The following is a 25991-nucleotide window of genomic DNA, read 5'->3' on the forward strand; positions in this document are numbered from 1 at the left end:
GAGAAAGGCGCTGTCTTAAGCGGCTATTACGCCGCGTCAATCTGCCGCGCTGCGCGCTCGGCCGACCGCCTGCGCCACTTGCGCGAAATCCACAGCCGCCACGCCAGCGCGGTGACGAAATAGCCCAGCACGCCGCCCAGCACGGCGCAGATCGCCATGCCGACTGCAGTGGGCAAGCCGACATCCGCCGCGAGCCAATGCAGCCACCCGGTATCGACAACCGCGGTCTTCGCAGCCGTCGCCGCGGTCGTGCCGCCCAGATGCAAGACCCAGCCGCCGATCTTGTAATAGAGGACGAGGAGGAACGGCGTGGTCAACGGGTTGGTGAAGAAGGTGGTCAGCGCCGCCGCCGGCACGTTTGCGCGCAGCGGCAGTGCGAGCACCGCGGACGCCGGAATCTGGCCCATCGGGATCAGGATGCCGGTGAACATGCCGAGCGCGACGCCGCGCGGCACCGAGCGCCGCGTCATCCGCCACAGCGACGAATGCAGGATGCGATGCGCAATCGGCTTCAGCCAGCGGTTCGACTCGAAGCTCTCGCGCGTCGGCAGGTTGCGATCGACCCAGGCGCGGAAGCGCGGGCCCAGCCCCGCTCAACCACGATCGCGGAGGAGTCGGCCTTGCTCTCGCTTCCAGTCCCGTTCCTTGATCGAGTCACGCTTGTCATGCGTCTTTTGCCCTTTGCCAGCGCGAGTTCGACCTTGGCACGCCCTCTTGCGTTGAAGAAGATCGAAAGCGGGACGAGCGTCATGCCCTCACGTGCGACGGCACCGTGGAGCTTGTTTATTTCGCGCTCATGAAGGAGCAATTTACGAGGCCGCTTGGGCTCGTGATTATAGCGGTTGCCGTGGCTGAATTCGGGGATGTTCGAATTGACCAGCCAGACGCCGGTATCGTTGACCTCGGCATAGGCCTCGGCAATCGATCCCTCGCCGAAACGCAGCGATTTCACTTCGGTGCCGGTGAGGGCGATGCCGGCTTCGTACACCGTGTCGATGAAATAATCGTACCGCGCGCGCCGGTTCTCGGCGACGGTCTTTACCTTTTCGGAATGGGCGTGCGGGCGAGCCATGAGAGGGGCGCATGTAGGGGGCCGATGGGCTTAAGGGAAGCCGTGGATCGGGCGCGGAAAGAAAAGGCCTGGCGTGGGCCAGGCCTATCACAATCCTCCCCCGCCAGGGGGAGGTGGCATGCAAAGCATGACGGAGGGGGCGGAAGCACTGCGTTCCGTTGGAGAGTGCTTCGCTTACCTCCCTCCGTCGCCTTCGGCGACACCTCCCCTTGCGGGGAGGATCGATTGGGCTCAGCGCATGCGGGTGCTGAACGAGACGCCGATGATCCGCGGATCGTTGAACACCGCGGCCATGTAGTTCTCGATCACGCCCTTGAGGTTCTTCTCGTTGGTGATGTTGCGCGCGAACGCAGCGATTTCCCACTCGCCGTTATTGCCTTCGTAGCCGATCTTCAGGCCGCCTTCGAAGTTGCCGTCGGACGTGAACTCCTTGGTGTCGTACAGCACGAAGCTGGTGAAGCCCTGGAGGTTCCAGTCGGTCGAGACGAAGAACTTGCCGTCGTTCGCCGTCGGGATGTCGTAGCGCGCCGCGACGTTGAGATTGTACTCAGGCGCATTGGGCAGGCGGTTGCCGTCGATCCGGGCGAAGGTGCCGCGGCCGGCGATGGTCACGGTCGGGTCCTTGACGGTGCAGACGATGACGCCGCCGAGCACGCAGACCTGCGCGAGCGCATTCTGGTCATCGATTTCGGTGTGCAGCCAGCTGCCGCCGAGCGAGAGCGCGAAATTCTCGATCGGATGCAGGTCGAGCTCGGCCTCGACGCCATACGCCTTGGCCTTGTCCGCGTTGAGCAGCACGCCGTTGCCGTTCACGTCATTGGCGTTCAGCTGGATGTCGTCGACCGTGTAGTAGAAGCCGCTCAGGTTGAAGCGGACGCGGTTGTCGAGCAGCGTGCCCTTCAGACCAGCTTCCCACGACAGGATCGTCTCCGAATCCGCCGTGGTGAAGTCCGAATTGAACACCGCCGAACGGCCCTGAATCGTCGGTCCGCGGAAGCCCTTGGCGACGCGGGCATAGAGGCTGGCATTGTCGCCGAGCTTGTAGAGTGCGCTGACGTCCCAGCTTTCCTTGGTGTCCTCGAGCTCGACGAAGCGGCGGCCGGTATAGGTCACCGCGCCGGTGCCGGTGTCGGCGGTCTTGAGCAGGCGAGTCGACTTGCTGTCGTTGGTGATCCGCGCGCCGGCGGTGATCGTCAGATTGGGGACGACCTCGTAGCTGGCCTGACCGAACGCCGCCCAGCTGGTGTTGATGTTGTGCAGGCGCACCCAGTTGTTGGGGTTGCGGCTGTTGGGGTTGGCCGGATCGAACGGTGCCGAGAGGAAATAGCGGCGCTGGTAGAAATCGGTGATGTCGCGCAGAATCGAAATAATAGCCGCCGAACTGCCAGTTGAACTTGCCGGTGCCCGGGCTGGCGAGGCGCAGCTCCTGGCTGAACTGGTCGAGATCGCGGACATTGCCCTGCGACTGGCCGTAGAAGGGCGTGCCGGTGAACAAGGGCGCTGCGCCGCCGTCGGTGTCGCCGCGGCTATAGCCCGAGGTCGTCTCCCAGGCGGAGATCGAGGTCAGCACCGCGCCGCCCAGATCGTAGCTCGCGCGAAGCGAGGTGCCGTAGGTGTTATAGGCCTGCGGGTTGTCCATCGCCTCGTCATAGGCGACGCGGTCGCGCGGCTCGTTCTCGACGCTGTTCGAGCCCTTCACCAGCGCGCCGCGGTGGAACAGCGTGGAGGTCCCCTTGTACCAGCGGCCATGGCCCGAGAGATCGAAAGTCAGGCGATCGGTGGGGGTGAAGCGGAGCTGGAGGCGGAGGTTGCGGTCGTCGAAGCCGCCCATCGCGTTGAAGCTGCCGCGGGTGCCGTCGAAGCTCGGACCGGTATAGGTGTTGTCGACCCAGTCGTCGCGGTGCTGGTAGAGCCCCGAGACGCGGAACGACAGGACATCGTCGACGATCGGGCCGCCGAAGCCGACGTCGATGTTGCTGCTGCCATATTCGCCGACCGAAAGCGCGGCGCGGCCCTGAAAGGTGTCGCTCGGGCGGATCGTGTCGAACTTGACGATGCCGGCGGTGGTGTTGCGGCCGAACAGCGATCCCTGCGGGCCGCGCAGCACTTCGACACGGTCGAGATCATAGACCGGGTTGGACTTGAGCACGACATGCTCGAGCACGACATCGTCCTGGATGATCGACACCGGCTGCGAGGCGCCGAGGTAGAAGTCGATATTGCCGAGGCCGCGGATGTAATAACGCGGGAAGATGCGGCCCGTGGTCGTCTCGGCATAGAGGCCGGGGACGCGGCCGGCGAGCGCGAGCGTATCGTCGCCCGCCGCCTGGAAGTCGCGGAGCGAATCGCCCTGCACCACCGCCACCGAGACCGGCACGTCGACGAGGCGCTCTTCGCGGCGCTGCGCGGTGACGACGATGTCGCCATTGTCGGCCTGCGCCTCAGGCGCGGTTGCGGCTTCCTGCGCGAATGCGGTGCCGGCGTAGAGCAAAGCGGCGATGGCGGCGCTCGAACGAAGCGCGCGGCGGGCAGATACGAATTTCATCGGTTCCCCAATCTTGTTCTTTTGGTTCGCGGACGCACGCAACAATCGCCCCGCACGCTTGGTGCGCGGGACGGCTGGTGTTCGCGAAAGGGCTTGTTCCCTGAGCGGGCGGCTAGGCGCCGAATGTGATCGGATTGTGACAGCCGCGTGCGGTTTACCGCAACGCAAGATGCATGCTTTGCAACCGGGAGTGCCGGTCAGATCAGTCCGGCGTGCGCCAATGCAGCGTCGACCGCGGAGCGGCTCGCCTCGGAGGCTTCGGTCATCGGCAGGCGGATCTCGCCGGGGAAGCCGGGGCGGACCCTGCCGAGCGCATATTTGACCGGGCCTGGCGAGGCATCGGTGAACATCGCGAGGTGGAGCGGATAGAGGCGGTCGTGGAGCTCGAGGGCGCGGGCGTTGTCGCCGGCCGCCCAGGCGGCCTGGAAATCGGCGCAAAGCCCCGGCGCGACATTGGCAGTGACCGAGATGCAGCCCGTGCCCCCCATCGCGTTGAAGGCGAGAGCAGTCTCGTCATTGCCCGAGAGCTGGATGAACCCGGCGCCGCAGCCGGCGCGCTGCTCGGAGACGCGGCCGAGCTGGCCGGTGGCGTCCTTGACGCCGATGAAGCGATCCGGAAACGCTTTGACGACCCGCGCCATCGTCGCCGGCTGGATGTCGGTCACCGTGCGGCCGGGGACGTTGTAGAGCACGATCGGCAGGTCGGTCGCATTCGCCACCGCCTCGAAATGGCGGAAGATGCCTTCCTGGCTCGGGCGGTTGTAATAAGGCGGCACCATCAGCACCGCGTCGGCGCCCGAAGCCTTGGCAGCGTAGACATTCGCGATGGCGACCTGGGTATCGTTCGAGCCGGCGCCGGCGAGCACGGGCACCCTGCCCTTCGCCTGATCGACGCAGACGCGCACGACTTCGAAATGCTCGTCCTTGGTCAGCGTTGCTGCCTCGCCGGTGGTGCCGCACGGAACCAATCCCGCCGAACCTTCGGCAATCTGCCATTCAACAAGATCGCGGTAATCTTGTTCGGCAAAGGCGCCGTTACGGAACGGCGTGACCAATGCGGGAATCGACCCGGAGAACATGGCGTGAAAATCTTTCTTAAGTCCCGAGATCGGGACTGGCAGATAGTCGGCGATTCCGTATGATGTCCAGCATGCTCGGGTCGTTTATCAAGAGCGCTGTATTGCTCACGGGGGTGTCGGGGGTCGCGGTTTCATCGCAGCTCTCGCATGATCAAATCCGGTCGTTCGCGGGGGCGTTGCAAAATGCGGTCTCGCCTGCTCCCCCGCTTATGCCCAGTCGGACCCATTGTCCTACGCGCTGATCGAGTGGAAGCGGCTCCAGCAATCCGACAATTGGCCCTTCCCTGACTACGCCAATTTCCTGCTCTCGCATCCGGGCTGGCCGGGTGAGACCAGCCGGCGCGCGGCGGCCGAGACGGTGCTCGACAGCGGGAGCTACGCACCTGCGCTGGTGATGCGCTTCTTCGAGCGCTTCCCGCCGCTGACGGCTGCCGGGCGCCTCCGTTTTGCCGAGGCGCTGGCGGCGTCGGGCAGGCGCGCCGAAGCCAATGAGCAGGCGCGCCAGGCGTGGCGCTCGGGGACGATGCGGGCTGCCGACGAGAGCAAGCTGATGTCCGGCTTCTTCCCGGCGCTGACGCCCGCGGATCACGACGCGCGGATGGACATGCTGCTGTGGAAGAATGCGACCAGCACGGCCGTGCGGCAGTTGGCTTTCGCGTCGCCCTCGAAGCGGTCGATCTTCGAAGCGCGGATCGCGTTCCGCACCAGGGCGGCGGACGCGGCGCTCAAGGGCGCGACGGCGTTGGACATCGGGCGTAGCGATCCCGGCTATATCGCCGATCGCGCGCGCTGGCTGCGCGACACCGGCCAGAGCCCGGCGATGCGCTCCTACCTTGCGCAGCGGCCGCGGCTGACTTCGTACCCGGGCGACGCTGAGGCGTGGTACGAGGCGCTGCTGCTGGCGGCACGCGGTGCTTCATCCGACAACCAGCACAGCCTTGCCTATCAGATCGCCAGCCAGGTCGACGACGCGTTCCCGTCGACCACCGTCATCGCCGAGCTGCCGCTGGGCGAGCGCGACGATTATACCAGCCTTACCTGGCTGGCGGGCACGACTGCCTTCTACAATCTCGCCCGTCCGCGCGATGCGATCGGCATGTTCGAGCGCTATTCGCGGGGTTCGAAGACGCCGACCACTCAATCCAAGGGACTGTACTGGGCCGGGCGCGCCGCTGAGGCTGCGGGCGATCAGGTCGCGGCGCAGGACTATTTCACGCGGGCTGCGGGCTTTTCCGACCTCTATTACGGTCAGCTCGCCGCCGAGCGGCTGGGCCGAGCGCTGAAAGGGCCGCCGCCGCTCGACACGCGCGTCGCCGCCCCGGAGGCACGCGATGCCTTCTATCGGCGCGAGACGGTGCGTGCGGCGCAATTGCTCGGGACGATGGGCGATCGCGTATCGCAGGGAATGTTCATCCGCCAGATCGCGCGCGATGCCACCACCGACAACGATCATGTCCTCGCCGCCGAGCTCAGCCGCACGATCGGGCGGCCGGACTTGGGCGTGATGGTGGGCCGCAGCGCGCTCGAGAACGGCCTGTCGGACTATACCGCCGCGGGATACCCCTCGGTGCGCGTGCCCGAATCGCAGCGCGACTATTGGACGATCGTCCACGCCATTGCGCGGCAGGAGAGCCAGTTTGATCGCGCAGCGGTGAGCCATGCCGGCGCGCGCGGGCTGATGCAGCTCATGCCCGGCACCGCGGCCGAGACCGCGGGCAAGCTGGGGCTGAGCTACAATCGGGAATCGCTTACCACCGACACCGATTACAACATCAAGCTCGGCTCGAGCTATTTCCAGCGCGTCTTCAGCCTTTATGGCAGCTATCCGCTGGCGGTGGCGGCGTACAATGCCGGGCCGGGCAATGTGAACAAATGGCTCCGCGCTTATGGCGATCCGCGGCTGCCCGGCGGCGACATGGTCAAGTGGATCGAGCAAATCCCGATCTTCGAGACCAAGAACTATGTCCAGCGGGTGCTCGAGAACGCCGTAGTCTATGACCTGATGAACCCCGAATATGCCCGCTCGCGGGGACCGGCGAACATGAGCTGGTATCTCGGCAAGAGCCGACCGGGCTAGGCGGCCCCTTCTTCGTCATCCCCGCCTTCGCGAGGATGACGGTTTGGGTTAGAGGGCAGCATGGATCGCCCGAACTACATCACGCCTGCCGGATATGCCGCGCTCAAGGCCGAATATGACGCCTTGTTCGCCGGCGAGCGCCCGAAGCTGGTGGAGACCATCTCCTGGGCGGCGGGCAATGGCGACCGCTCCGAGAACGGCGATTACATCTATGGCCGCAAGCGGCTGCGCGAGATCGACCGGCGGCTGGGTTTCCTGTCGAGGCGCATGAAGGCGGCAAAGGTCGTCGATCCGGCGCGGCAGGAGGATCGCAGCAAGGTGTTCTTCGGCGCGACGGTGACGGTGGCCGACGAGGACGACAACCGCCGCGAACTGACTTTGGTAGGCGACGACGAGACCGACGCCGGCAAGGGGTTGATCGGGTGGAATGCACCGCTGGCGCGGGCATTGCGCGGCGCCGCGGTGGGCGATCTCAGACGCGTCACCTTGCCCGGCGGCGAGCGGGAATATGAAGTAATTGCCGTAACCTACCCCTGAGGCGTGCCCCGGACGCGGTGAACCGAATCGCCGCTCCGCTTCGTTTTCGACGGTCCGTGGTAAACAGGCGACGGGGCCCTTGGTTCGGGTCCGGGTTCAGTGTGGGGATTATGGTAACACAGCGTATTCTGGTTTCCGGCCGCGTCCAGGGCGTCGGCTATCGCGACTGGGTGGTGCGCACGGCGCAGCGCACCGGCCTTACCGGCTGGGTGCGCAACGTCAGGGATGGACGCGTCGAGATCCTCGTTTCCGGCGATGACGATACTGTCGCCCAATTGATCGAGGGATGCCGCGAAGGCACGCCGCTGGCGCGGGTCGAGAATGTCGAGGCCTATTCCGCCGAGGGCGAGAAGCAGGCCAAGGGCTTCACCAAACGCTTCACCGCCTGACGCGGGAAACAGCCGCGCCGCCGATTGAACGGGAAACGCTGGGTTTCGCCGGTGCCGGTTGATTCGGCGGCGCGGGCGTGAAAGGTTCCGCTTGTGAAACGGCGTGATCGCGCGCCGTCAACAGGAGGAACGCAATGCCCATTCCCGCAAGCTGGTCCGGCCCCTTGCTGAGCGTGCTTCGCATCGCCGCTGCGCTGTCTTTCCTGCATCACGGCACGTCGAAATTCTTCGGACTCCCGCCCTTCCCGGTGCCGGCACCGCTGCCGCCGATGCTGCTCGCGGCGGGCGCGATCGAACTGGTGGGCGGCGCGCTGCTGCTGATCGGCTTCTTCACCCGGCCGGTGGCGTTCATCGCATCGGGCATGTGCGCAGTGGCCTATTTCATGGTGCATGCGCCAAAGGGCCTCTACCCCTCGGTGAACGGCGGCGAAGCGGCTCTGCTCTACGCCTTCATCTTCCTCTACCTCGCCGCTGCCGGCGCAGGCCCGTGGAGCGTCGACGCGGCGCGCAACCGCGGCTGACGATCGGCCGCAGGACGCGATCGCGTCCTGCGGCTGCGGTCCGCTAGCGCAAGCGCCGCAGCATCTTCTCAATCGCCGCGGTCACCCGTGCCAGCCGGGCATAGTCGATCTTGTCGGGCGTATCTTCGCGCGTATGGTAATGCGGATAACGAAAAGGCGCCGTGTCGGTGATCATCAGGGCTGGCACGCCGATCTGCTCGAACGCCCAATGATCCGACCAATCGATCCCCTGGACGACGCTCGGCGCAGTGCCGCCCTCGCTCGGAAACTGTCCAACTGCACGGAAATTGCCGACTGCCTTGCGGACGAAGCTGCGCGACGAGATGGTGCCGACAAAAGCGACGAAGTTCCCCGTATCAGGATAGAGCAACCCTAGCGGAAAGGGATAATGCTGGCTTCCCGGACGATCGCTATAATAGCCTAAAGTCTCCAGTGAGAGCATGCCCCGCACCTGCTCGCCCGATGCCTTGAGCCGATTGGCATATACCACACTGCCCATCCGATCGGTCTTGAAGAAAGGCGGCTCCTCATTGGCAAAGAAAACGAGGTGGATCGGGGAACTGATCTGTCCCTGCAGATCAGCAAGCATCCGCGCCAGCTCGAGCAAAGCCGCCACGCCCGAGCCATTGTCATTGGCTCCCGGCGCGGTGAAGGCGCTGTCATAATGCGCACCGATCACCAGTGCCGGCCCGGGTTCATCATCGGGGACAAGCGAAACTTCGATGTTTCGCGCATGACCATCGTCGAACGGCTGCGCATATATCTGGTAGCCGAAGCCTCGCAGCGTGCTTTCGATATAGCGCGCCGACCGTTCGAGCGCCTCCGGGTGCCCCGCATTATGCGGTTCGCGCGCAATCGCCTCCACATGTCCGCGCAACCGTTTCGCCAGATCGGTTTCGGTGGCGCTGAGCGGCGGCAATGGACCGCTCCATGATTTGCCCGGCACCGCGGTCATCCAGAATAACGCGAGGACGGGCGTCACGAAGAGTGCGAGTACGAGGCCGAAGGAAGCGACCCGAATCCAGTGTTCATGAAGCCAGTCGCGCATTGCCTCTCCCCCAGATGAGAGGGTTACCGCGCCCGCCCGCCCGACGCCAAGAGCTTTAGGCCGGGCGTCAGGAAAGTGCTTTGCGCTGAATCACTACCGGGATTCCCCGTGCGTCCACTTCGAAACCGGTGATATGGAAGCCGTGGCGCAGATTGAGCAGGATCATCGGATTGTTGGCGGCGCGGGTGCGGGTTTCGACGAAGCGGTAGCCGACGGCCGCAGCATGCGCGTGCTGGCGCTCCATCAACTCCGAAGCGACGCCCTGCCCGCGCAGCCGCGGATGGACGCCGCCGAGCCATGAATAGAGCAGCGCGTCGCCGCGGCGATAGCCGAGCTTGAACCCGACCCATTCGCCGCCCTCGATGGCCAGCCAGAGATCGGGATCCGCGACGCGGGGCAAGCGGTCGAGCAGATAGGCGGAATCGAATTCGGCGAAGACGGCCTTGCAGAGTGCGAGCAGCGGATCGGCGGCGTCGGCGATCGGTCCGGCCCAGCGCTGATAATCGGTGTCTGACATATCGGTTCGTTACACGAATGGGCGGCGGGAACGAAAGTCAGTGCGTCTTCGAACCACGTATCGTGTCCTTTCGGCACCGGCTATGAATCACGGCATGAGGCATTTTCTCGCGCTGTCCGTAATCCTGTTCGCCGGCATCGGCACTGCCACGGCACAGGAGCTGCGGCCGCTCTGCCCCGACCGTCCGGGGCTGGGCACGCCAGCCTGCACGGTGGACCGCGGTCATGCCGTGGCCGAATTGGGCAGCGTCGACTGGTCGCTCGAACAGGACGGCGCCGAACGCATCGACAACTGGACGCTGGGCAACGTACTGCTCCGCTACGGCGTGACCGACGATCTAGAGGTCCAGGCCGGCTGGACCGCGTTCGGCTCGGTCCGCACCCGCGACAGGGTCACCGGCTCGATCGCGCACGGCGCCGGCACCGGCGACGTCACGCTCGCGCTACGGCGCAACCTCTCCCATCCGGACGGATCTGGCTTCTCGGCGGCGGTCATGCCTTATGCCACGCTTCCCGCCGGCGGCGCGACGATGGGCGCGGGGGACTGGGCCGCGGGGCTGATCGCGCCCGTCAGCTACAGCTTGAACGACACTTTCGGCATCGCACTGACGCCCGAAGTCGATGCGGCCGTCGACGAAGACCGGCGCGGGCGGCACTTCGCTTATGGCAGCGTGATCGGGCTGAGCGCCGCGCTGACCAAGTCGGTAAGCAGCGCGCTCGAAATCGAGGCAATGCGCGACGAGGATCCGTCGGGCAGTTCGACCGAAGAGCTGGCAGGCCTGTCTGTTGCCTGGCAACCACAGGGCGACCTGCAGATCGATGCCGGTGCAGTCGCCGGGCTGAACAAGACGAGCCCCGACGTCGAACTCTATGTCGGGATCGCGCGGCGCTTCTGAGTTCGTGCCGCGGAAGGTCTCGACGCGCCCTCCCCGCGGGGAAGAGCGCGTCAGGCGATCAGCGCGTCAGCTTCTTGTACGACAGTGCCGTAGGCCGATCGGCGGCGTCGCCGAGGCGGCGGCGCTTGTCTTCCTCATAGGATTCGAAATTGCCTTCGAACCATTCGACATGGCTGTTACCTTCGAAGGCGAGGATGTGCGTGGCGAGACGATCGAGGAAGAAGCGATCGTGGCTGATCACCACCGCGCAGCCCGCGAAATTCTCGATCGCTTCCTCGAGCGCGCCCAGGGTCTCGACGTCGAGATCGTTGGTCGGTTCGTCGAGCAGCAGGACGTTGCCGCCGCGCTTGAGCATTTTCGCGATGTTCACGCGATTGCGCTCGCCGCCCGAGAGCTTGCCGACGTTCTTCTGCTGGTCGGCGCCCTTGAAGTTGAACGCGCCGACATAGGCGCGGGTCGAGGCGTCGTGGCCGTTGACCTTCATGTAATCGAGCCCGTCGGAGATTTCCTCCCAGACGTTCTTCTTCGGATCTAGGTGATCGCGGCTCTGGTCGACATAGCCGAGGCGGACGGTCGAGCCCATCTCGATCGTGCCGGTGTCCGGGGTTTCCTGGCCGGTGATCATCTTGAACAGAGTCGATTTGCCGGCGCCGTTGGGGCCGATCACGCCGACGATGCCGCCCGCGGGCAGCGTGAACGACAGATTCTCGAAGAGGAGCTTGTCGCCATAGGCCTTCGAGATATTCTCGACTTCGATGACCTTGCCGCCGAGGCGCTCGGGCACCTGGATGACGATCTGGGCACCGCTCGGCTTGCGATTCTTCTGCGTTTCAACCAGCTGCTCGAACTTGGCGATACGCGCCTTGGACTTGGTCTGGCGCGCCTTGGCGCCCTGGCGGATCCATTCGAGCTCGTTCTTGATCGCGGTCTGGCGGCTCGATTCCTCGCGTTCCTCCTGTTCGAGGCGCTTGGATTTCTTCTCAAGATAGGTCGAGTAATTGCCCTCGTACGGGAAATATTTGCCGCGATCGATTTCGAGGATCCAGCCGACGACGTTATCGAGGAAATAGCGATCGTGGGTGATCATCAGCACCGCGCCGGCATATTCCTTGAGGTGATTTTCGAGCCACTGGACGCTCTCGGCATCGAGATGGTTGGTCGGTTCGTCGAGCAGCAGGATCGACGGCTTCTGGATCAGCAGGCGCGTGAGCGCGATGCGGCGCTTCTCACCGCCCGAGAGATTCTCGACCGGCCAGTCCGACGGCGGACAGCGCAGAGCCTCCATCGCGACTTCGAGCTGGTTGTCGAGCGTCCAGCCGTCGACCGCGTCGATCTTGGCCTGGAGATCGCCCATCTCCTCCATCAGTGCGTCGAAATCGGTATCGTCCTTCGGATCGCCCATCTCGGCCGAGATCGCGTTGAAGCGATCGACGAGGTCGGCAGTGGCGCGGGCGCCCTCCTTGACATTCTCGAGCACGTTCTTGGTCGGATCCAGCTGGGGCTCCTGCTCGAGATAGCCGACGGTGATGTACTCGCCGGGCCATGCCTCGCCGGTGAAATCCTTGTCGACGCCCGCCATGATCTTCATCAGCGTCGACTTGCCGGCGCCGTTGGGGCCCACGATGCCGATCTTGGCGCCCTGATAGAATTGCAGGTTGATGTTGCTCAGCACCGGCTTGGGAGCGCCGGGGAAGGTCTTGGTCATGTCCTTCATGACGAAGGCATATTGGGCGGCCACGATTAGGGTCTCCGATGGGTATCTGGGAAATGCTGGAAGTTTGGCGGCGATGTAGCGATCGAAGCGCCAAATGGCAACGCGGCCGCGATGGAAACAAAAAGGAAACACGCGGACCATTGGCAAACGTTACGGGGGTGGCTAGCAACGCACCCCATGACCAAGCGCATCCTGCTCGCGGCCGCCGCCGCGCTCGCCCTTCCTTTCCCTCGCTGGCCCAGACGCATGACGTCGCGGCGTTGCGCGACGCGGCGCTCAAGGACGATCTCGCCTGGGAGATCACCGAGGGGCTGACCACCGAAGTGGGGCAGCGGCTGGCGGCGACCGAGGCCGAGGCGCGGGCGCGGGCCTGGGCAGTGAAGAAGCTGACCGCGCTCGGCTTCCAGAACGTCCATATCGAGACCTACAGGATGCCGCTCTGGGTGCGTGGCGAGGAGACCGCGGCGGTGCTCGGCGCTTCCGCGCAGAAGCTGACGGTCGCGGCGCTGGGCAATTCGGGATCGACCGGGGCCAAGGGCGTCGAGGCGGAAGTCGTCTTCTTCCCGACGCTCGCCGATCTGGAGGCCGCGCCGGCCGAAGCCGTGAAGGGCAAGATCGTGTTCGTCAGCCATTCGATGACCCCGACGCAGGACGGCTCGCAATATGGCACGTTCGGCGGCGCGCGCCGCGCGGGACCGAATATCGCGGCGACCAAGGGCGCCGCCGCAATCCTGATCTCGCTCGATCGGCACCGACCATCATCGCAATCCACATACCGGCGTCACCAACTGGGCGCAGGGCGTGAAGCCGATCGCCGCGGCGGCGCTGTCGCTCCCCGATGCCGATCAGCTCGAGCGGTTGCTCAAGCGCGGGCCGGTGCGGCTCAAGCTCCTCGTCACGCCCGAATTCAAGGGCGAAGCCGAATCGGGCAACGTCATCGCAGATGTGCCAGGGAGCGACCCCAATGCCGGGATCGTGCTGATCGGCGGGCATCTCGACAGCTGGGATCTCGGCACCGGGGCGATCGATGACGCTTCGGGCGTCGGCATCACCACCGCGGCCGCCAAGCGGATCATGGACGCGGGCCAGCCGCGCCGGACGATTCGCGTCGTCTGGTTCGGCGCCGAGGAAGTCGGCGGGTTCGGCGGCGAGGCCTATGCCAAGGCGCATGCGAGCGAGCGCCACGTCTTCGCCTCGGAATCGGATTTCGGCGCCGATCGGGTGTGGAAATTCGAAACCAACCTGCCCGACAGCGCCAAGGCGGTCGGCGATCGACTCGCCACGGCTTTGACGCCGCTCGGCATTTCGCGCGGGCGCGGCAATGCCGGCGGTGGCACCGATGTCGGCCCGGTGCTGCGCACCGGCGTCGCGGGGATCGATCTCGGCCAGTCGGGGCTGCGCTATTTCGACTATCACCACACGCCCGACGACACGCTCGACAAGATCGACCCCGAGCAGTTGCGCCAGAATGTGGCAGCGTGGACCGCTTTGCTCGCGATCGTCGCCAATGCGCCCGAGGATATCGGCAAGGTGCCCCCGCCGCGCACTGAGTCTCTCGCGCCGCAAGGCGCTCGAATGTCCGAAATCGGGCAAAAAAGTGGCAGAATTTTTGCGGTTCGACGCATTTGCGATTGACGGAAACGCAACGACCGCTATTTCAGCACCTTCGCGTCGGCATTCGGGCCGGGTGCGAAACGTTTAATGTTCCATAGGAGCACCCCGTATGAAGAAGATCCTCATTGTTGCTGCGACCGCCGGCCTGATGTCGCTCGCGGCTTGCAACGGCGGCACCACCAACACCACTGCCGAGAACGTCGCCGACAGCCACGAGGCGAACGCCGCGATCTATGACGACGCTGCCGACAACACGACCAACGCCGCTGCCGCGGACGTGCTCGAGAACGCTGCCGACGTCGAAGAGAATGCCGCTGACGCCGCTGACGCGAACGCGCATTGATCGGCGTTCCGGTCCTACGGGATCGGAGCTGAGAGTTAGGAAGGGCGCTCCCGAAAGGGGGCGCCCTTTTCCGTTTGGGGCGGACCTGCGATCGGCATAGAAAAGACGCGAAGGGAATGAGGATGGGGCCGATCACGGCAGAGCACGGGCAGAAGCAGCCTTTCTGGCGGCTGCTCTATTTCTGGGTGCTGGTGGGCATCATCGCCGGCGTGGCGGTCGGCACCTTCGCGCCGGCGTTCGGGGCGAGCCTGCAGCCGCTGGGCGAGGGATTCATCTCGCTGGTCAAGATGATCATCCCGCCGGTGATCTTCCTCACCGTGGTGACCGGCATCGCGGGATCGCACCAGCTCGCTGCGCTGGGCCGCGTAGTGGTCAAGGCCTTTGTCTATTTCCTGTTCTTCTCGACATTGGCGCTGATCGTCGGGCTGATCGTGGCCAATGTCCTCCAGCCGGGCGCGGGAATGCACGTCGATCCGCGTACGCTCAACGCCGCGGCGGTGCACGGCTTCGAGGAAAAGGCGCACGAGACCACGCTCACCGGCTTTCTGCTCTCGGTGATCCCGACCACTTTGGTGTCGGCCTTCACCAGCGGATCGATCCTCCAGATCCTGTTCGTGGCGGTGCTGTTCGGCGTGTCGCTCACGCTTGTCGGCGAGGCGGCACGGCCCGTGACCGACATGCTCGAGCGAATCGCGCTGGTCGTATTCCGGCTGGTGACGATCGTGATGTGGGCGGCGCCCGTCGGCGCATTCGGGGCGATGGCGTTCACGATCGGCAAATACGGCCTCGGCAGCCTGTGGAGCCTCGGCGCGCTGGTCGGGACCTTCTATCTCACCGCCCTGATCTTCGTGCTGGTGGTCCTCGGCACAGTGGCGGCGCTCAACGGCTTCTCGATCCTCAAGCTGCTCCGCTATCTCAAGGCCGAATTGCTGCTCGTCCTCGGCACCTCCTCGTCCGAAGCCGCCCTCCCCGCGCTCATCCAGAAGATGGAGCGCGCGGGGTGCGACAAGGAAGTGGTCGGCGTGGTGGTACCGACCGGCTATTCGTTCAATCTCGACGGCACCAACATCTACATGACCCTCGCCGCCCTGTTCATCGCACAGGCAACCGGCGTCCAGCTGACCCTGGGCGAGCAGCTCGCGCTGCTGGGCGTTGCGATGCTGAGCTCGAAGGGCGCGGCGGGTGTCACCGGATCGGGATTCATCACGCTCGCGGCGACGCTGGCGATCGTGCCCAAAGTCCCGATCGCAGGCATGGCCCTGATCCTGGGCGTGGACCGCTTCATGAGCGAATGCCGCAGCCTGACCAACTTCATCGGCAATGCCGTGGCGACGATCGTGGTGGCGCGCTGGGAAGGTGCGCTGGATCGGGAGAAGCTGGCGCGGGCGCTGAACGGGGTGCCGGAGGAAGTGCCGGCGGCGGCGTCGGTGGAGAGCGATCCGGATTGAGCGCCCCGGAGAAGGCGATTCGTCCGCGTCTAGCAGGACTTCACGGGCTTAACTTCGCACTTTGCCCGCGGTTTCACTCATAAAATTGGCGATTATATACTTGACAAATCAGCCGTGATGCGGGCATATAATCCGCATGACGAACCTTACCGCCCCCCGCTTCACCGACGAGACCGCAGCCCGCGAGCATCTTGAAGCTCTGCGCTGGCCGGAAGGTCCGTTCTGCCCGCACTGTGGCTCGTTGAACGCGGCGCGGCTTCCTGCTCAGCGCGGTCGTCCCACCAAGGCGCACCCTGAGGGCGCGATCCGCTCTGGCGTCGTCCAGTGCCGCGATTGCCGCAAGCAGTACTCTGTGACTGTCGGGACCGTGTTCGAGGGCAGCAAGGTCCCGCTCAACAAGTGGCTGCTCGCCAACTACCTGCTTGTGTCCAGCAAGAAGGGCATGAGCGCGCACCAGCTGCACCGCATGCTCGGCGTCACCTACAAGACCGCATGGTTCATGTTCCACCGCATCCGTGAGGCAATGCGCGAGGAAGGCGGCGACAAATTCGGCGGCGACGGCGGCACGGTCGAGATTGACGAGACTTATATCGGCCGCGACCGCTCCAAGGAGCAGAAGGGCGCCGGTTCCTCGCACAAGATGAAGGTTCTCACCCTCGTTGACCGCGAGACTGGCCGCGCTCGTTCGCTGCGTTTCGAGAACTTCCGCAAGGAGGAAATCGGCATGATCGTGCGTCACAACGTCGCGCACGAAGCGGTCCTGATGACCGACGAAGCTGCCATGTATCGCGGCCTCGCCAAAATGCATGCCGGTCACAAGGTCGTCACCCACGGCAAGGGCGAGTACGTCAACAAGGACGACGCCACGACCCATACGAACACGATCGAAGGCTTCTTCTCGATCTTCAAACGCGGGATGATCGGTGTCTATCAGCACTGCGGCAAGCAGCACCTGAACCGCTACCTTGCCGAGTTCGATTTCCGCTATTCGAACCGCGCCGCGAACGGCGTTGACGATGCGGAACGCGCCGATCTGGCGCTCAAGGGTATCGCTGGTCGTCGCCTGTTCTATCGGCGGCCTAGCTTCGCAGCCTAAGCTTCCTGCGCTCGGACGTAGGCGCAGGATTCCGAGGAAGCGGGAGGAGTAACTGCGGCGTGTGCGCAGGATGTCATAAAGTTTGCGGGTACCAAGATACCTGTGGTATCCTGATACCCGCAAGGAGGTATCTATGAAGCACGAAATGACCTATCCGCGACGTGTCGTTGCCGCGCTGTGCCTACTCGGCCTCTGGTCGCCAAACTGGCTACCGAAGCGAAGCGGGCCCACTACTTCGTAGCAGCGATCAGTCGCCAACGAATGGTGCCCTGAGCATAAGTGTGCTGATGGTGATTTTGCGGCGGCATCGTGTGCCCGAACGTGGAAACGATATTATCGCCGCAGCCTTCACACCGGTAGATGCCGGAATGAGGCGTGTCGTGACCGGGTTGAGTGATTGTATCGAACGCAGCATGGTTCGATTGGCTCAGATATTGCTGGTACTTAAAGTTTGCCATTGCGTTCGGCTCCTTGCCGTTAGTCGCAATCGCCTTGACCCTTCGCTCTGGGAGAGTACACTTCCTCCCGCAAACATTGCTTGTCCGCTGGCGATTGCAAGATCGTAGCGGATGATCCGGGCCGGGGCCTCCACAGCCCCGGCCTTTTTCATGTCATCGTTCTCTATCTGATCCAAGCTTGGCACTGTCGAGTCTCGACTGCCAACCTGTTGCGTTTCTGTTAACCGTAGTGACGGAAAAACAACGATCACATATGCGCATGTCTTTATATGTTCAGAGTGGCTCGGTCACAGCGACCGGGCCTTTCTGCTATGTGACTGGCTCTTCGGGTGAGCCGTCGCGACGCTTGTACAACAGCGTCCAACCCGTTCCCCATATCACCGTAAACACGGCGCCCTGAACGGCAAAATCCAGCCACATTGCTACGTTCTCTGGCAATACCCAGCGCGCTACAGCACTGCTGACCAAGAGGGCGACAAAGGCCAATAGGAAGCCGCGTGCCACGGCTACCGCACGGCCCTGTGGTTCTCGCCTTCCGGCTTACGGGGACGGCCCCGCCGTCGCTCTCCCGTTGACTCTGGCAGCGGTTCGTGCGGCTTTGGCGGGGTACTCAGCAACCGGCGGAGTACGTCATCTTCGGATAGAGGCGTCTTCATCGACATGGCTTTAGCACCTGACTGCAGGCCCGACGATAAAACCGAGCTAGCGTTTGGCCGATATATGACCGCTTGGGGCGATGTGGAATACGCCTTGGGCAACATCTTCACATGCCTGTCCCAGACCCCTTACGCGAGTATACTCATAGATCGGCTCTCCCAGCAGCAGTTTCGCGAGATCATCCAGGCCATCAGTGAGGAAGCTCTCCCACCGGCTGAGCATGATCGCCTCAATTCAGTCCTTGAGCGCGTTCGGCGGAAAACGACGATCCGAAACAACATCGTGCATGGCAAGTGGGGCATTCTCGACGGCGCGCCCGCGCGGTTCTTCCGTGTTGGAATCCCGAAAAGCACGAAAGAAGCTCAAAGCATGCGGGATAGGCAAATCTTCACAGCCGCCGATCTGGATCGAAGGGCAGCGGAGCTTGTGGAGGTTTGCACCGAGCTAGACGCGATTTTCCGTGACGTAGTGCTTCCACATCATATCGAAAACTTGCGACGCAACCGAGGCAAGTGAACTCCGCGGACTGTCGGACGACATCCCGTCTCCCAGCAGATCCGCCAGCGCATACGCGCCAGCTTCCGCCATCCCGTCTGTAATCTCGAACGCCGGCCTGTCGCTATCCGGCTTAGCAATGTCATGGCGCTTTGTCATGTATATAATCGCCATAAAATTTCGCAGCTCGGAAACTTTCGTGCGTGCGCGCCAAATCGTTGCACCAGGTTCAAAGAGCGGCGGCCGTTCGTGGCCGCGCCTCGAGTGCACCAGACGAAATCCTACATTGCAATGGGAAGCTGGCCGGGAAAACGGCGCACCACGAGAACTGTTCTCGGACGCGTCACTTCCCGATACGGGCAGGCTTTTTCCACCAGGACATCGTGTGAACGTCATGCGACGTCGTCCACACGCCCTTTCGGGTATATCGCAGGGCGCCGCTGCCGGTTCCCTTCCCGACCCGCGCGCGAATGGCGAGCGTCCGGGGATCGATCACGACGAACGTCTGGCCGGCAGTGGTGCGCAGCCAGATCTTGCCGCCGCCTGCGTCGATATCCCCATATTTCAGCGTCTCGTCGACCTTCACGCGGCCGGAGACCTCTCCGGTCTCGGGGTCGATCCGGGCCAATGTCCCGTCTCCCTGCTCTTGAACCCAGACCGCGCCTTCCCCTGCGACGAGGAAGCCGGGCTCTCGGCCCAGTGCCGTTCGTTTGACGATTGCGTTGGTCTGCGGGTCGATCTTCTGAAGGCTCTGATGCTCGGCACTGACGGCCCATAATGATCCGAGACCGAATGCCAGATAATAAGTGCCCGGATCGACCTCGATCGCGTTCGTCACGCTGTTGCTGGCCGGATCGACGCGGGCGATGACGCCCTTCTGGTCGCTCGCCACCCAGACCGATCCGGCGCCGGCCACGACATTCAGTTCACCCTTGGGATTGGCGATGCCGGTGGCGATCACGGCCGTTTTCCGCGCCGTCTTGAGATCGATCCGGTTGAGGGTCCCGTCCTTGCAGTCGGCGACCCACAAGGAGCCGAACGCGACCGCCATCGCGCCGCAGGGGTGCGACATCGCGACTTCCGCGAGTTTGCGCTTGTTCGACCAGCGCTCGACCCGTCCGCTATTGGTGGTCCAGACCGACGATCCGTCCACCGCGAGGAAATCGGCGAATCCCGGGACGTTGAGTACTCGCTCCTCCTGGGCGGAGGCTGCGGAGGCGGATACCAGCGCAAGGCCTCCCGCGATCGCCAGGAGAAGCGAGTTCCTGTTCAAACACCCAATGATCATCAGGAAACGTCTCCAGATCGATATCCAAAAATAGCGGACGGCGACATCCATCCGCATCGGCCCGGCTGGGCGCAGTCTAGGCGTAACCCCGTCTCGCTTTGATCTTCGCGATCAGCGGCTGGAACGGGAAGAGCATTTGCTCGCCGATCGACAGGCGCCGGCGTTCATCCTGGCCCACCAATTCAGCCTCTCCGTCGCGATAAGTGCCGAAGATGCGATCGAGCAGGATCAGCGAGTTCCCATAGTTGCAGCGCGTTTCCTCATACCCCACCGAATGGTGCAGGCTGTGGTTCTTGATCGTCGTGAAGAAGAATGCGTACCACCGGGGCGGATCGCACCGCGTATTCGCGTGCGCGAACGTCGATACCACCGAGAGAATGTGGAAGGCGCAGAACAGGGCGGCCAGCGGCAGATCGAACAATGCGACCACGCTGAGGCTGATCAGGAAGAGTTCGATCGGATTGCCGACCGCGCCCTTCATCGCATTCAGCTGGGTGATGTGATGGTGCGGCGCGTGCGTCAGCCAGAACGGTGTGAAATTGTGCATCAACCGGTGCATCCAATACTGGCCGAACTCGACCAGGAAGACGACCAGCGCGACCTGCACGACGAAGGGCAGATGCATGGCCCATTCCGTGGTGATGCCCAGTGCGTGCTTTGCTGCGATCAACGGCTCTTCGGCCAATCGGGCAGTGACCCACGCGATCGCCGTCATGCTCAGGACCATGTAGAAGAGGTCGGTGAAGAATTCCTTCTTCGTCAGGCGCCAACTGGCATGCCGTTCGTTGAGCCATTCGAGCCCCAGAACGAACAGCGTCGTGAGCGATATGCCTATGGTGAGCGTCCAGGCGTTCTCGACCCAGGCCTTGGGAACGAGCGCCCAGAAGAACAGGACCGCCACGACCATCGCCGGCTGTACGTAGCTGAACAGGAACTTCTTCATAGCATTTGCTCCGGTCACGTCAGCGAAAGGAGGGCTCCCGGGATCGCTCTAGGAGGGCGTCCCGGGAGGCGCAGGTGGCCGAATAACGTAGCCTCGCGCGCCCCGGCGATGGCGCCGGCCCGTCCCTCGATCGCAAGCAGATTGCTGTCGACAGGCACGGGCCGGTGGTCGCTCAATAGTGAATACGGAAGTCGACACCCACGCGGCGCGGCGTCAGCACGCCGCGCGAATAATAGCGCTCGACCACATCGGTGCGGACCTGGTTGTGGGACGAGATGTCGTTGCTGATCGCAGTCACTGCATATTTGTCGAAGATATTGTCTGCGAACAGCCCGATCTCGAAGCGTTCGGTAATGTAGTTCAGCGATGCGCCGTGCGTGACATAGCCCGGGATTTTCTCGCCGTTGCCTTGGAGACCCACGCGCGAATAGATGTCGCCGCGATAGATGGTGGCCCAGGTCGCTTCGATCTTGCGTCCGTCACCCAGCGGATAGCTGTAGATGAGCTGGCCGCTGGCCGAATTCTTCGCCGATCCGGGCAGCCTGTCGCCGGCGGAGGCGTCGTAGCGAACGCCCTGGCTGACCACCAGCCCCGCTACATCCTCGGTCAAATGCGCGTCGACATAGGAATAGGTGCCGAGCAGGCTGAGGTTCGGCGTGATCTTGAGCGCGCCCTGGAAATCGAAACCCTTGGAGACGGCGTTGGCGCCGTTCACCGTGATGCCGATGGCGCCGTTCACCGTCTGGCTCGGCACCTGCACGCCGTTCCATTTGATATGATAGCCGTTGAGCGTCAGCTGGAGCCGCTTGTCGAACAGGCTGGCGCGCACGCCCAGTTCGATGTTGCGTGTCTTGTCCGGCCCATAGACCAGCTCATTGGGCAGCGCGCAGAGATTCTGGCCGGGCGCCAGCACCGGGGGACAAGGCACCACCCGGTTGACCCCGCCGATGCGATAGCCCGTCGAATAGGTGAAATAGGCCAGTAACTCGTCGCTGAACTTGTAGGAGGTGTTCGCCTTCCAGACGATCCCGTCCTTGCCCGTCGATCCGGTTCGGATCCGGTTCGGGAGGATCGTCGTCGATGGATAAGGGCGACGCCGCTCCCCAGCAGCGGCAGCGCGGACCCGCCGGCGACATCCGCGTCATATTTGAAGTAACGAATGCCGCCCGTCACCTGCCACTCTTTGGTCAGGTGCAACGTGCCCTCGCCATAGACCGCCTTCTCGACGTTCTTGCTGTCGACCATAGAGATATATTCGAGGTTGTCCGGGCGATTGACGCCCCAATAGACGGAAGATTCCGCAAAACCGGGCGTGTATTCGTGCCGGTCGGAAGTAAATTCCAGGCGGTTGTAGAACCCGCCGATTACCCAGTTGAACGGGCCGCCATGGGTCGAGACGAGCCGCACCTCCTGATTGAGCTGCTTATATTGCCGCTCGTTGTTCGCGTAGGAAGAGAACTCGGGAAAGGCTTCATAACCATAGTCCAGGTCGAGAAGCAGATCGGTATTGTCGTCCCGATTGTAGATGTTCTGCTTCGTGTAGGCTGTGGTGCTGACAAGCTGTGCGATGTTGAAGAGATTGACGTAAATCTCGGCCGAGAAGAGATCCGACTTGCGATCGAACGGTTCGAGATAGCGCCAGGGCCCTTCATATTTCCCGGTACCGAGCACGCCGGCACCATTGGCCTGACGCCCGCCGCTCTTGGTGCTCTGATGGGCGTAGGTGAGATACGCCCTGATATTGGGGTTATATTCGAGCAGCAGCTGGTTGCGCGTGGTGAACGTGTGCTCATAGTTCACGTCTTCGGCGCGCTTGAAATTGGCGAGATAGTCGGCCGGACCGCCAAGGGCACCGGTCGATCCGCCCGACGCGCGCACCGGCTGGGGATCGGAGACGCCCGGCTGCTTCAGCAGATAATTGTAATCGATGAAGCCGGCGTTGCTGTAATAGCCCGTCGCGGTGCGGAACGCGATATGATCCTTCAGGATCGGCAGGTTGACGGCGATATCGCCGATGCCGCCGAAATCATCCGAATGCGATTGCGCGTAGCCGCGGCCATGCACGTCGACCGAGAAGCGATCCGTATCGGGCCGATTGGGGATATAGCGCACCGCTCCCGCGAGCGTGCCGAGGCCATAGAGCGTGCCCTGCGGCCCTTGCAGCACTTCTACGCGGCTGACGTCGATCAGCTTGAAGTCCAGATAGAGCGGAACCTCGCCGAGATAGACGCCCACCGCATCATTGGCGTTGAGGCCGAAGACGCTGGTGTCGCCGGACGAAATGCCGCGCAGGATGATCTCGCCCGTCGATGCCGGGCCGGTATCCGCGATCGTGACGCCGGGCGTGAAGTTGCCGAGCGCGCGGATGTCATCGAGCCGCAGGCTTTCGATCGTCTCGCCGGATACTGCGCTGATGTTGATCGGGGCATCCTGGAGCGTGGTCCGCCGGCGGCTGCCGGTCACCACGATCTCGTTCGAGGCGGTAGCGGAGCCGGAGGATGCCTCCTCCTCCGGAGCGGACGCTTCCTGCGCCAGTGCCGGCGCGGCCGCGACGCTCACGAGCGCGGTCGCGCAAAGCAGGCCCGTGCGAGAAAGTCGTCCCATCTTCTACCCCTTGGCTTTTGTGATCCCGAGCGCCTCCTTCGACATCCTTCCCCTGCGTCGGCTTGCTTCGAGCTTTCGCGTATTACGAATATGCTAAACGATAATAACGGCCCTGTGACATGGGGTGTTTGACGTAAGCGGATCGGCGGGCGGCGCGCCCTACGTCAAACTGCCCATACCGCCGTGAGGCGGGGCCCCATATCCGACCCCGATGATTGCCTCCGCCCGGACTAGGCCCGCATCGAGAGTCCTCTGCTTCTTCCTGGGTCTCGCAATGGTTGCGATTCCGGGCAGTGCCGTCGCCGCGCCAAAGGCACGGCTGGTCCATTGCGGCGACGCGACCTGCCTGCGCATCTCCGGCCGCCGTCCCCATGCCGCAGTGGCGGTCCGGGTAGCGGGCCGTCCCCTTATGGTCGAAGGCAAGCGCTCCTGGCGCGCGACAGTGCCGCTGGCGACGGCGCGCGACTGGGCGAGCGCCGAGGGCGGCAGGCTGACGGTGACCCTGACCGACGCACGGAACGGCGGCGAGAGCATGGAAATCGTTACGCTGCCGCCGGGCGCGCTTGGCAAGCGCATCGAACTCGCCAGTTTGATAGTAAGCGCATACTGATCTTCTATTTAGTAATACTCATTATCTACTTGCAACGACTGTCGGCCAGCACTAATTGGCCGTGACCTGATCGCCGGAGAGCGGTTGGGCAGAACAGACGCAGGAGATGATGATGAAGATCGGCATAGTGGCGCTCGCCGCGCTGATGGTAGCGGCGCCTGCCTTGGCGGCACCCCGCGACAATCCCTTTTCGGCGGACAGCGCAGTGCTCGACTTGCGCGGGCTCGATCTCACCAGCGTCGAAGGCCAGCAGCGCCTCGCGATCCGGATGGATCAGGCGGCAAATATGGTCTGCGGCGAGGGGATGAGTTCCATCCATCTCGCGCTCGGCGCCCAGGCGCGTGCCTGCCATGCGGACGTGATCGCCAACATTCGCTCGCGTATCGCGGCCGCGACGGCCGCCAACGACACCAGGGCAAACCAGCTGGCATCGCGCTGAGATTGCTTCCGGCAGCGTTCGGGTCCGGCGCCTGATTGCGGGCGCCGGCCCGATCGCCGGTGCGCGGCTCAGTCGACGGCGATACCTTGCGCCTCCAGCCACGTGCGCATCGGCGCCAGCGCGGCAGCATGCTTCCGCCAGCGCGCCACGGAATCCCGATAGATCGGGCGACGGACCTGCGCCGCGCTCGGTGTCGACACGGCACCGGAATAAGCGTGGAAATTCATGCACTCTTCGGACCAATCGAGCCCGCAATGGGCCAATAGCCGGCGAGTCTCCCTTCCTGATCCTCGACCAGCTCTTCGTAGCTGAGCTCGAGGATGCGACCCGGCAGCGCCGCGCGCCAGAACGCCATCAGCCGGTCGAACCGCACATAATAAGCGGCGATGTCGAAAAGATCGTAACTATAGTCATAGTAACGCGATCCGATCGCGAACAAATTGCGGAAATTGGCAAGGATCGTATCCATCGGATTCCGCCGCAGACAGACGATCGCCGCGTTCGGCAGCGCACGCGCGGCGATCCCCGCATAGAAGAAGTTGCCCGGGAACTTGTCGACGAAGCGCAGCGCCGGGGTCCGCCGGTGATGGGCCGCGCGCGCCAGATAGTTGCGGCCGATCGCGCCCGCATCGCGCCCGGCGGCGGCCAGGATCGTCTCGGGATCTAGGACATTGCGGCTGCGGGTCTGCGCCGCGGCCTTCAACGCGAGCGGCAGCGCCTGAAGCTCGCCGACACTCTCGACTTGGGGGTGCGATGCCAGGATGCGGTCGACCAAAGTCGTGCCGGTGCGCGGCATCCCGATCACGAGGATCGGCGCCTCGGTCGCCCCTCCCCGACCGGTGCCCGTGCGGCGACGGGCCACGCCGCCTCGACTGCATCGAAGATCGCGGCATCGCGCGCGAAATCATAAGCGAGCGTGGCACGGTGCGCGCTGTTGATCGCGACAAGGCGCTCGAACGCTTCGTCCGCATCACCCACGTCCTCGAGTTCCTTCACCAGCGCATAGCCCGTCAGCAAGCGATCACGCCCCGGCGAGGCGCGGTCGTGCGCGGAGCGAAGCCGCTCCACATGGTTGCGTGCGGGGTCTGCTTCCGCAGCCCGGCCAACAGGTGATGGGCCCTCGCGTCGTTCGGCGCGCGGCCGAGGATCAGTTCGAGCACCACTTCGGCTTCCTCGGTCCGGCCGAGGAAGCTCAAAGTCGCCGCATGATTGTAGCGAAACTGGTCGTTTTCCGGCGCGAGATCGACCGCGGCGACGAAATGCGGAAGGGCAGCATGGTGATCGCCGAGGCGCGCATAGACGCACGCCATCGTGTCGCGCCCGAGGGCATCCCCGGGCGGCGCGGCCTCGGCCGCGCGGAGTGTGGCGGCGGCATCGCCGTCGCGGCGGACGAGCGTGTAGAGCCGCGCGAGCTGCGCGCGATATTCGCCGTGCGGTGCGATCGCGACCGCCTGTTCGACCTGGCGGATCCCGTCCTGTACCCGGCCGGCCTCGGCATCCGCGATACCGAGCAGGAAATATGCTTCTGCCTTGCCGGACGGCTCCGACATGCGGACCGCGGCCAGGCGGCGTGCCCCGGCAAAATCACCACTCTCCAGAACG

The 25991-nt window shown here is 64.0% G+C and carries 24 protein-coding genes and 4 pseudogenes; 12 read left to right on the forward strand and 16 right to left on the reverse strand.

All coding sequences use genetic code 11. The features are described from left to right. Nucleotides 1-26: 26 nt before the first annotated feature. The 4 genes and pseudogenes from PIB19_RS05055 to dapA form a co-directional block, all read right to left on the reverse strand. The gene (locus PIB19_RS05055) at nucleotides 27-470 is read right to left on the reverse strand and encodes a DUF2062 domain-containing protein (RefSeq protein WP_336297256.1); all 444 of its coding nucleotides are present in this window, start codon (nucleotides 468-470) and stop codon (nucleotides 27-29) included. Nucleotides 471-593: 123 nt separating this feature from the next. Beyond that, nucleotides 594-1072 (reverse strand): annotated as a pseudogene (smpB, locus tag PIB19_RS05060) (SsrA-binding protein SmpB). 231 nt (nucleotides 1073-1303) lie between these two features. Then, nucleotides 1304-3617: pseudogene (locus PIB19_RS05065) on the reverse strand (TonB-dependent receptor). 197 nt (nucleotides 3618-3814) lie between these two features. Beyond that, entirely contained in the window at nucleotides 3815-4696 is an 882-nt protein-coding gene (gene dapA, locus PIB19_RS05070) for a 4-hydroxy-tetrahydrodipicolinate synthase (RefSeq protein WP_271239927.1), read from the reverse strand. A gap of 226 nt (nucleotides 4697-4922) precedes the next feature. Here dapA and PIB19_RS05075 point away from each other — a divergent pair, with 226 nt between their 5' ends. The 4 genes from PIB19_RS05075 to PIB19_RS05090 all read left to right on the forward strand — a co-directional run bounded on the left by PIB19_RS05075 (nucleotide 4923) and on the right by PIB19_RS05090 (nucleotide 8220). Beyond that, nucleotides 4923-6773 (forward strand): lytic transglycosylase domain-containing protein, encoded by a 1851-nt coding sequence (locus PIB19_RS05075; RefSeq protein ID WP_271239928.1) that lies wholly within the window; start codon nucleotides 4923-4925, stop codon nucleotides 6771-6773. Between the two features lie 60 nt (nucleotides 6774-6833). Next, on the forward strand, nucleotides 6834-7310 hold the full coding sequence (gene greB / locus PIB19_RS05080) for a transcription elongation factor GreB (protein ID WP_271239929.1): 477 nt from the start codon (nucleotides 6834-6836) through the stop codon (nucleotides 7308-7310). Nucleotides 7311-7420: 110 nt separating this feature from the next. Then, nucleotides 7421-7699, forward strand: coding sequence for an acylphosphatase (locus tag PIB19_RS05085; RefSeq protein ID WP_271239930.1), 279 nt, complete (start codon nucleotides 7421-7423; stop codon nucleotides 7697-7699). A gap of 134 nt (nucleotides 7700-7833) precedes the next feature. Continuing rightward, on the forward strand, nucleotides 7834-8220 hold the full coding sequence (locus tag PIB19_RS05090) for a DoxX family protein (RefSeq protein ID WP_271239931.1): 387 nt from the start codon (nucleotides 7834-7836) through the stop codon (nucleotides 8218-8220). Between the two features lie 43 nt (nucleotides 8221-8263). Here the strand turns inward: PIB19_RS05090 and PIB19_RS05095 are convergent, their stop codons facing one another. After that, the gene (locus tag PIB19_RS05095) at nucleotides 8264-9268 is read right to left on the reverse strand and encodes a M28 family peptidase (protein ID WP_271239932.1); all 1005 of its coding nucleotides are present in this window, start codon (nucleotides 9266-9268) and stop codon (nucleotides 8264-8266) included. Nucleotides 9269-9335: 67 nt separating this feature from the next. Further along, entirely contained in the window at nucleotides 9336-9785 is a 450-nt protein-coding gene (locus PIB19_RS05100) for a GNAT family N-acetyltransferase (RefSeq protein WP_271239933.1), read from the reverse strand. Between the two features lie 94 nt (nucleotides 9786-9879). Between PIB19_RS05100 and PIB19_RS05105 the strand changes: the two genes are divergently transcribed. Next, nucleotides 9880-10680 (forward strand): transporter, encoded by an 801-nt coding sequence (locus tag PIB19_RS05105; RefSeq protein ID WP_271239934.1) that lies wholly within the window; start codon nucleotides 9880-9882, stop codon nucleotides 10678-10680. A 58-nt stretch (nucleotides 10681-10738) separates the two neighbouring features. On the opposite strand, the gene ettA is transcribed toward PIB19_RS05105, so the two are convergent. Beyond that, nucleotides 10739-12418 (reverse strand): energy-dependent translational throttle protein EttA, encoded by a 1680-nt coding sequence (gene ettA / locus PIB19_RS05110; protein WP_271239935.1) that lies wholly within the window; start codon nucleotides 12416-12418, stop codon nucleotides 10739-10741. Between the two features lie 209 nt (nucleotides 12419-12627). On the opposite strand from ettA, the pseudogene PIB19_RS05115 reads away from it, so the two are divergent. The 4 genes and pseudogenes from PIB19_RS05115 to PIB19_RS05130 form a co-directional block, all read left to right on the forward strand. Then, nucleotides 12628-13927: pseudogene (locus PIB19_RS05115) on the forward strand (M20/M25/M40 family metallo-hydrolase); the annotation flags it as partial. 190 nt (nucleotides 13928-14117) lie between these two features. Next, nucleotides 14118-14351, forward strand: a complete 234-nt coding sequence (locus PIB19_RS05120; RefSeq protein ID WP_271239936.1) for a hypothetical protein — start codon at nucleotides 14118-14120, stop codon at nucleotides 14349-14351. 122 nt (nucleotides 14352-14473) lie between these two features. Then, nucleotides 14474-15799, forward strand: coding sequence for a dicarboxylate/amino acid:cation symporter (locus PIB19_RS05125; RefSeq protein ID WP_271239937.1), 1326 nt, complete (start codon nucleotides 14474-14476; stop codon nucleotides 15797-15799). A gap of 136 nt (nucleotides 15800-15935) precedes the next feature. Beyond that, nucleotides 15936-16895, forward strand: coding sequence for an IS1595 family transposase (locus PIB19_RS05130; RefSeq protein WP_271239938.1), 960 nt, complete (start codon nucleotides 15936-15938; stop codon nucleotides 16893-16895). 230 nt (nucleotides 16896-17125) lie between these two features. On the opposite strand, the gene PIB19_RS05135 is transcribed toward PIB19_RS05130, so the two are convergent. Next, entirely contained in the window at nucleotides 17126-17353 is a 228-nt protein-coding gene (locus tag PIB19_RS05135; protein ID WP_271239939.1) for a hypothetical protein, read from the reverse strand. A gap of 720 nt (nucleotides 17354-18073) precedes the next feature. On the opposite strand from PIB19_RS05135, the gene PIB19_RS05140 reads away from it, so the two are divergent. Beyond that, nucleotides 18074-18526 (forward strand): hypothetical protein, encoded by a 453-nt coding sequence (locus tag PIB19_RS05140; RefSeq protein WP_271239940.1) that lies wholly within the window; start codon nucleotides 18074-18076, stop codon nucleotides 18524-18526. A gap of 322 nt (nucleotides 18527-18848) precedes the next feature. Here PIB19_RS05140 and PIB19_RS05145 read toward each other — a convergent pair whose 3' ends face one another. The 4 genes and pseudogenes from PIB19_RS05145 to PIB19_RS22795 all read right to left on the reverse strand — a co-directional run. Then, nucleotides 18849-19793 (reverse strand): Vgb family protein, encoded by a 945-nt coding sequence (locus PIB19_RS05145; protein ID WP_271239941.1) that lies wholly within the window; start codon nucleotides 19791-19793, stop codon nucleotides 18849-18851. 76 nt (nucleotides 19794-19869) lie between these two features. Continuing rightward, a complete protein-coding gene (locus PIB19_RS05150; protein WP_271239942.1) occupies nucleotides 19870-20736 on the reverse strand; it encodes a sterol desaturase family protein in 867 nt (288 codons plus the stop codon). Between the two features lie 172 nt (nucleotides 20737-20908). After that, nucleotides 20909-21808, reverse strand: coding sequence for a TonB-dependent receptor domain-containing protein (locus PIB19_RS22790; RefSeq protein ID WP_336297317.1), 900 nt, complete (start codon nucleotides 21806-21808; stop codon nucleotides 20909-20911). 1100 nt (nucleotides 21809-22908) lie between these two features. Next, a pseudogene (locus PIB19_RS22795) lies at nucleotides 22909-23340 on the reverse strand (TonB-dependent receptor plug domain-containing protein); the annotation flags it as partial. A 274-nt stretch (nucleotides 23341-23614) separates the two neighbouring features. On the opposite strand from PIB19_RS22795, the gene PIB19_RS05160 reads away from it, so the two are divergent. Both PIB19_RS05160 and PIB19_RS05165 read left to right on the forward strand, forming a co-directional pair. Further along, nucleotides 23615-23950 (forward strand): hypothetical protein, encoded by a 336-nt coding sequence (locus PIB19_RS05160; RefSeq protein WP_271239943.1) that lies wholly within the window; start codon nucleotides 23615-23617, stop codon nucleotides 23948-23950. 112 nt (nucleotides 23951-24062) lie between these two features. Beyond that, nucleotides 24063-24389 carry a UrcA family protein gene (locus PIB19_RS05165; protein WP_271239944.1) on the forward strand — a complete coding sequence of 109 codons (327 nt, stop codon included), beginning with the start codon at nucleotides 24063-24065 and terminating at the stop codon, nucleotides 24387-24389. A gap of 68 nt (nucleotides 24390-24457) precedes the next feature. Here the strand turns inward: PIB19_RS05165 and PIB19_RS05170 are convergent, their stop codons facing one another. Genes PIB19_RS05170 through PIB19_RS05185 form a run of 4 tightly spaced genes read right to left on the reverse strand, consistent with a single transcriptional unit; the run spans nucleotide 24458 to nucleotide 25939 of the window. Beyond that, nucleotides 24458-24616 carry a hypothetical protein gene (locus PIB19_RS05170; RefSeq protein ID WP_271239945.1) on the reverse strand — a complete coding sequence of 53 codons (159 nt, stop codon included), beginning with the start codon at nucleotides 24614-24616 and terminating at the stop codon, nucleotides 24458-24460. Next, a complete protein-coding gene (locus PIB19_RS05175) occupies nucleotides 24613-25251 on the reverse strand; it encodes a sulfotransferase family protein (RefSeq protein WP_271239946.1) in 639 nt (212 codons plus the stop codon). The genes PIB19_RS05170 and PIB19_RS05175 overlap by 4 nt, the downstream gene beginning before the upstream one ends. Further along, a complete protein-coding gene (locus PIB19_RS05180) occupies nucleotides 25191-25406 on the reverse strand; it encodes a hypothetical protein (protein WP_271239947.1) in 216 nt (71 codons plus the stop codon). Before PIB19_RS05180 ends, PIB19_RS05175 begins: the two co-directional genes overlap by 61 nt. Beyond that, nucleotides 25400-25939: a tetratricopeptide repeat protein gene (locus PIB19_RS05185; RefSeq protein WP_443018702.1), complete on the reverse strand. Its 540-nt coding sequence runs from the start codon at nucleotides 25937-25939 to the stop codon at nucleotides 25400-25402. The genes PIB19_RS05180 and PIB19_RS05185 overlap by 7 nt, the downstream gene beginning before the upstream one ends. Nucleotides 25940-25991 lie beyond the last annotated feature (52 nt).

The sequence above is a fragment of the Sphingomonas sp. 7/4-4 genome, assembly GCF_027941955.1.
GTDB lineage: Bacteria > Pseudomonadota > Alphaproteobacteria > Sphingomonadales > Sphingomonadaceae > Sphingomonas.

What these genes read in the sequence shown, in the direction of transcription:
- PIB19_RS05055 (WP_336297256.1), bottom strand. Translation starts at nt 470, where the DNA reads ATGACGCGGCGCTCGGTGCCGCGCGGCGTCGCGCTCGGCATGTTCACC.
- dapA (WP_271239927.1), bottom strand. Translation starts at nt 4,696, where the DNA reads ATGTTCTCCGGGTCGATTCCCGCATTGGTCACGCCGTTCCGTAACGGC.
- greB (WP_271239929.1), top strand. Translation starts at nt 6,834, where the DNA reads ATGGATCGCCCGAACTACATCACGCCTGCCGGATATGCCGCGCTCAAG.
- PIB19_RS05085 (WP_271239930.1), top strand. Translation starts at nt 7,421, where the DNA reads ATGGTAACACAGCGTATTCTGGTTTCCGGCCGCGTCCAGGGCGTCGGC.
- PIB19_RS05090 (WP_271239931.1), top strand. Translation starts at nt 7,834, where the DNA reads ATGCCCATTCCCGCAAGCTGGTCCGGCCCCTTGCTGAGCGTGCTTCGC.
- PIB19_RS05095 (WP_271239932.1), bottom strand. Translation starts at nt 9,268, where the DNA reads ATGCGCGACTGGCTTCATGAACACTGGATTCGGGTCGCTTCCTTCGGC.
- PIB19_RS05100 (WP_271239933.1), bottom strand. Translation starts at nt 9,785, where the DNA reads ATGTCAGACACCGATTATCAGCGCTGGGCCGGACCGATCGCCGACGCC.
- PIB19_RS05105 (WP_271239934.1), top strand. Translation starts at nt 9,880, where the DNA reads ATGAGGCATTTTCTCGCGCTGTCCGTAATCCTGTTCGCCGGCATCGGC.
- PIB19_RS05120 (WP_271239936.1), top strand. Translation starts at nt 14,118, where the DNA reads ATGAAGAAGATCCTCATTGTTGCTGCGACCGCCGGCCTGATGTCGCTC.
- PIB19_RS05125 (WP_271239937.1), top strand. Translation starts at nt 14,474, where the DNA reads ATGGGGCCGATCACGGCAGAGCACGGGCAGAAGCAGCCTTTCTGGCGG.
- PIB19_RS05130 (WP_271239938.1), top strand. Translation starts at nt 15,936, where the DNA reads ATGACGAACCTTACCGCCCCCCGCTTCACCGACGAGACCGCAGCCCGC.
- PIB19_RS05135 (WP_271239939.1), bottom strand. Translation starts at nt 17,353, where the DNA reads ATGGCAAACTTTAAGTACCAGCAATATCTGAGCCAATCGAACCATGCT.
- PIB19_RS05140 (WP_271239940.1), top strand. Translation starts at nt 18,074, where the DNA reads ATGACCGCTTGGGGCGATGTGGAATACGCCTTGGGCAACATCTTCACA.
- PIB19_RS05145 (WP_271239941.1), bottom strand. Translation starts at nt 19,793, where the DNA reads ATGATCATTGGGTGTTTGAACAGGAACTCGCTTCTCCTGGCGATCGCG.
- PIB19_RS05150 (WP_271239942.1), bottom strand. Translation starts at nt 20,736, where the DNA reads ATGAAGAAGTTCCTGTTCAGCTACGTACAGCCGGCGATGGTCGTGGCG.
- PIB19_RS05160 (WP_271239943.1), top strand. Translation starts at nt 23,615, where the DNA reads ATGGTTGCGATTCCGGGCAGTGCCGTCGCCGCGCCAAAGGCACGGCTG.
- PIB19_RS05165 (WP_271239944.1), top strand. Translation starts at nt 24,063, where the DNA reads ATGAAGATCGGCATAGTGGCGCTCGCCGCGCTGATGGTAGCGGCGCCT.
- PIB19_RS05170 (WP_271239945.1), bottom strand. Translation starts at nt 24,616, where the DNA reads ATGAATTTCCACGCTTATTCCGGTGCCGTGTCGACACCGAGCGCGGCG.
- PIB19_RS05185 (WP_443018702.1), bottom strand. Translation starts at nt 25,939, where the DNA reads ATGTCGGAGCCGTCCGGCAAGGCAGAAGCATATTTCCTGCTCGGTATC.